At 63.7% G+C, this 5,064-nt stretch carries 3 protein-coding genes and 1 pseudogene (1 of these 4 cut by a window edge); all 4 read right to left on the bottom strand.

Annotated elements, in window-relative coordinates; translation table 11 throughout:
* Nucleotides 1–958 (bottom strand): annotated as a pseudogene (locus E6J58_24010) (hypothetical protein) (it extends 77 nt beyond the left edge of the window).
* 28 nt (nt 959–986) lie between these two features.
* Nucleotides 987–2,183: a hypothetical protein gene (locus E6J58_24005; GenBank protein TMB31930.1), complete on the bottom strand. Its 1,197-nt coding sequence runs from the start codon at nt 2,181–2,183 to the stop codon at nt 987–989.
* Between the two features lie 6 nt (nt 2,184–2,189).
* Nucleotides 2,190–3,335 (bottom strand): O-antigen ligase family protein, encoded by a 1,146-nt coding sequence (locus E6J58_24000; GenBank protein ID TMB31929.1) that lies wholly within the window; start codon nt 3,333–3,335, stop codon nt 2,190–2,192.
* Between the two features lie 810 nt (nt 3,336–4,145).
* A complete protein-coding gene (locus E6J58_23995; protein ID TMB31928.1) occupies nt 4,146–4,835 on the bottom strand; it encodes a hypothetical protein in 690 nt (229 codons plus the stop codon).
* Nucleotides 4,836–5,064: the final 229 nt, after the last annotated feature.

Here is a 5,064-nt window from a genome sequence, read left to right as displayed (position 1 = left end):
CGAAGACTCCGACTTCGAAGTAGACGATCCGGGACAGGTCGATCGGCGCCGACTCGGCATAGCGGGCGTCGGACAGGTTGGCCGTTACGCGAATCCAGTGGCCCGGTGCAGAGTTGTTGAAGACCCATTGGCGGTAGTTCAGGTTGTTGTCATAGACGAGGAAATAGTGGCTTGCGATCGTCTCCACGTCCTTGAAATAAAAACGGACGAAGGACTTTCCTGACCAGTCCCAGACGATGCGTGGCAAGAGCAGGTTGATGGCGATGTCGGCCTGCCCCTGATTATTCGCCTGGAGTGTCGCCTGAACGCTGGTCGGAGTTCCCGCCGCACCATCCGCCACCGTCGTGATCGGACCGCTCCCGATGTCGTTGTACCAGGACGAAGCTGCGTCCCCGTGGTTGACGACCCCGTGCTCGAAAATGACTGGTCCAAACCAGAGCCTATCGCCCGGGACCTGGCCGGCTTGCGCGAAGCGGAGCCGGGTAACCGATGACGGATCAAAACCCGTGTCCTGCCCCACGAAGGCGTCCAGCCAATAGCTAGGCTTTTGCCAGCCGCGTTGGCTCCACAGAAGAAGGCTGTACCAACGTTTGTGGCCCGCGGCGTCGATCAGATAGACGAAGTCGCCGATGTGAGTGGTGCTCGCGCGGGCCCAGAACGAGAATGAATCGTAAGTCCGAAGATCGATGGGGTTGCGCAGCGTGTTCTGCACCATGACGGACCCAGGCGCCTGCGCAGTGAACTCGCGGGTGAAGGAGCCGTCGGGAGCGAGCACCGAGGCAACCGAAATGTTCGAATTTCCACGAAGGACAATCCATGCGTCCGCGTCAATCGGCGAGATGGGCGCCGCATCGAGTTCGACCGTCACGGACGAGCTGTTCGGGAGCGCTGCGTTGCCGCCCAGCGACAGCAGACAGATCGCCGCCGCGAGAAATCGTCCAGCAGGAACCAGGTTCATGGGCACGTAGGAAACACTCGAACATGCTCTAGCGGTAAAGAGACGGAAACAAAGGTACACACGCAAACAGAACGAACGAAACCGTCCCTCCCACGAATCCCCATGCCGGTCCCTTCCACGCGGCTGCAGTCGCGGATACGAGCACACACACGACGAAGGCTCCGACAAGACGATGAGTTCGCTCCGTGGCGACCAAGAAGGAGGACATTGGACCGATGAGCACGAACAGTGGCACGGCCAGAAAGATGACATCGAACCTGCTTAATGACGGGTTCGTGGTGCGCAGGACGATCGCCCTCAAAGCATCACCGTAGGCTAGCAACGCAGCCGCCAGGGCAATGCCAATGAGGAGGGCACCGAGCAGGACCAGGCGCGCCTCGCGGAGAATGCCCGACCGCGCACCGGCCCCCGAATTCGTCCAGGACGCTTGCAGAACGTGCTGGGACACCGGCACCAGGCTCGCGGCACCGGTAACAAACGATAGAGAGACTTTGAAACCGGCCAATTCCTCTGGCACGAGCAGCCACGCGCCGATCGCCACCAATCCGGGTGAGAGCATGAGCACCGTCAGCCGCGGTGTCAGCACCGGTAGATAACTTGCGACGAGGCGTCCCGGGCTCCGCCCTGACGCCTTTGCGAAAATAGCGCGACGCCAGAGGGCACGGACCGGCGCGTCGAGCCACAAACTGGCCGACGCCAAGATTTTGTCGGCCAAAAGGCCGAAGAGGAAGGCGCGCGCTCCGAACGACCTCATGAGGAAGATGCTCGCTGGCAACACCATGGCTGAGAGCAGGTAGGTGCGCGCGATCGTGACATGGCGGTGCAACGCGTAACAGCAAGCCATCAGGATGGTGAGGACTATCCAGATGAAGACGAGCAGGGGCGTACCGGCAATGAATGCCCAGATCTCCGCCTGCGAGAGTCCGATGACCACTCGAATCCCTAACAGGAGTGCAGCGAAACCCGCGATCGGCGCGATGACCAGCGCATCCATCCAGAGCAGGCGCATGTCGGCGAGACGAAGCGCACTGGTCCATTTGATCGTCAGCGCGAACAGAACGGTTTCGATCGCTGCCTGTACCAGGATGGGCATGGCCAGGACAGCAACAATCCGTCCGTATTCGGAAGCCCCGAGGATCCTCGGGGCAAGAAATGCCTGGGCCGCGAGCGCCAGCGTGATGGCGGCCTGGACGGCAGCGCCGCCGATGTATCTTCGCCAAGCCATTGGTCCTCACGCCCCGGCCGCCGGTACGCGCTGCGCTGTCGACCGCTCCGTCTTGGCGAGCACCGCGCAGAGCGACCCGAGCAGGAAGTTCATCTGGATCTCGCGGAATGCTGCTTCGACAGTGAAGTAGAGCAGCAGGGTCGCGACGGTGACCGACACGGCGACGGTCGCATCGCCGGCGCTAGCACCGGACTTCAGGCCCGTCCGGATCGACGCTGCGAAGAACGCGAAGTATGCGACAAGGCCGAGGAGGCCCAGATCCATGCAGAGGTATATCCAGACGTTGTGAAGGTATCCGACATGATCCGAAGTCGCGACGGATACCGGCTCGGTGGCGCCGAACTGGTTGACTGCCAGCGGCACCGGAAAGCCTAGTCCCTTTCCGAGAATGGGTGCTTCAGAGAACTTCGAGTAGCCATATAGCGTTTCCACTGCTCGCTGAGAGCGCAACTCGTCCTGGAGATCCTCGAACCGGGCCAGGTAGGTCTCCCCGAACGGCGAGCTCACGAGCCACCCAAGCAGCGCGCCAGCAATCGCCAGCGACGCGATCGTGAGCCCGAACCTCCGGCGTCGCGGCTGGCGCGCAACGTAGACGACCCACAGCAATGCGACCAGGATCGCCTGACTGCGGTAACCGGTGGCGATGATGACGGCTAACAACACCGCAATCAAGACGACGCTCTCGACCGGCCGCCGCCTCATGCCCCAGAAGAGTGTCACGGTGATTCCGATCAGTGCGAGGGGCAGCTGAAAATCCTGACTCACATACGTGAGTCGCGCCTGCGTCCCGGAGATGAAATCGGGAAGTGCCGTAGCGAGCGCCTTCAGCAGCCAACAGATGACGGCGAGGACGATGCTGCGCAGCACGAACACACCGTCGTCGGGAGTCAGCACTGGAAAGAGAAAGTAGGTCGCCAGGAATACGAAGGGCACGGCGCCACGAAACCACTCCGCGAACGGAACTCCGTTCGCGAGGGCGATGGGGCCCGACAAGAGGACCGAGCCATACAGCACGCTCAGGGGAATCCACGTATGTGGCCGCGAACCCCTGGGTCTTCGCAGCCGAACCGCAATCGCGACGGCCGCCCAAAGCGCCGACAACCCCACGAACGAGACTGTCGCGACCGAGATCTCGTCGGGCACGAACGGCATCAGCGCCGACGCAGTCAGTGCCGCGGCGAAAAGGTGCCGGAACCCACGCGGCAGTCCGGAGGAATGGTATTCAGGGTTCAGATGACCTCGCCGGCGATGCTTCTAGCAGGGAATGCCACTGCGGCGACGGCCTTTGTCGCGTTGGCCCTTGCCGCGGCCCCAACCCTGGCGGCGGGCGAGAATATCGCGCTGCACCGGCCGTATACCTGGAATCGACCTCCCGACTACCCGCTGACTACCGATCCCGACGACGCGCGCCAGCTCACAGACGGTCTCCGCGCGAAGACGACACCGCTCTGGCGTGACACCGCTGCCGTCGGGTGGGGCCCGGCCGCGTCCAAGTTTGTTTCCTTGACCATCGATCTCGGAACCGTCCAGCAGATCGAAGAGGTCTCCTGGAGCACGGCGGCCGGCAGGGCCGATGTCCACTTGCCACGCAAGCTACTTCTTTATCTAAGTGATGACGGCAAGGTGTGGATGTTCGCCGGCGACATGGTCGAGCGGGACGCGAACAGGATTCCGGAGCCGACGGCGTACGTCCTGCACAGCTTCCGTATCGTTTCACCCGGCGCGCACGGTCGATTCGTGCGCATCGTCGTCGACTACAAGAACTTTCTCTTCTGCGACGAGATTGAAGTGCTCACTCCCGAGAAAGGCGCGCCGCGGACCGCGTCCTCTGCAGCCCTCCTCACCGGGGACCCCGAGCGCCACGCCTGGCGCACGGCGCGCGACGACGGTTACGTCAAGGAGGTCGCTTCGCGTATTCCGGAGTCGACGACGGGTGAGACGCTGAAGCAGGAGCTGGCGGCGCTAACGCAGGACCTTACTCGGAATCCGCCAACCCCAAAGAAGGGCGCACGCGCGGTTCTTCCTCTCGACGATCGTCAGCGGCGACTCTTCGCGCTCGGCGGCAGGGCGCTCGCAGCACGAAAGGCGCCGGCACTCTACGCCTGGCGCGGTGCCAGCCGTTACGATCCACTGGGTCCCCTCCAGGCCGGCGAGCCGGGCCGCGGTGATGTCGTGCTGAGCTTGCGCGCGATGACGGGAGAGCGCCGTGCGGATGCGGTGAACCTCGTGAATGCGACGGGGCAGAGACAGCACATTCACCTCGATGTGCGCGGACTTCCGACGGCGGCACATCCGGCGCTGCTCGCGGCCGCGTTCGTCGATACAGTCGCAGGCGACGTTGCCGCGGCGCTGCTCGAACTCGCGCCCGAAGGAGGCGGCTGGACATTCGACCTCGATGCAGGCATGACCGGCCAGATATGGCTCCTGGTTCGCCCTGATGCGGCCGCGAAGCCAGGCCTCTACGGTGGGGGAAAACTCGCTATAGCCGGACAGGGAGTCCGGTTCGACGTCCCCGTACGGCTTCGCATTTCGCGCCTCTCGGCGGCGAGGCCGCGCCTTCATCTCGGCGGCTGGGATTACATCGACACGGCGACCGCGTACGACGTCGGTGCGACCAACCGGACGGCGCTCGTCGAATTCCTCCGGGCGCATGGCGTGGACTCGACGTGGGCACACCGGAGCATCCTGCCGGACCCTGCGGACTTCGCCGATCGGACGCAGCCGCGCAGCCGCAACAAGTTCGCCGAATTCGACGCCTGGATAGCACGCTGGCCGGATGCCCGGGCGCGCTTCGTATTCCTCGCCGGCGGGGACGACTTTCAAGGCGCGCGCCGGGGGTCGCCGGAATTTGCCGCACGCGTCGGAGACTGGATGTCGAAGC

Source organism: Deltaproteobacteria bacterium (genome assembly GCA_005879535.1).
GTDB lineage: Bacteria > Myxococcota > Myxococcia > Myxococcales > 40CM-4-68-19 > 40CM-4-68-19.
Note: the sequence above shows the minus strand (reverse complement) of the source record. Positions and strands in the feature narration are given on the sequence as shown.

What these genes read in the sequence shown, in the direction of transcription:
- E6J58_24000 (TMB31929.1), bottom strand. Translation starts at nt 3,335, where the DNA reads ATGCCGTTCGTGCCCGACGAGATCTCGGTCGCGACAGTCTCGTTCGTG.
- E6J58_23995 (TMB31928.1), bottom strand. Translation starts at nt 4,835, where the DNA reads ATGCGCCCGGAGGAATTCGACGAGCGCCGTCCGGTTGGTCGCACCGAC.
- E6J58_24005 (TMB31930.1), bottom strand. Translation starts at nt 2,183, where the DNA reads ATGGCTTGGCGAAGATACATCGGCGGCGCTGCCGTCCAGGCCGCCATC.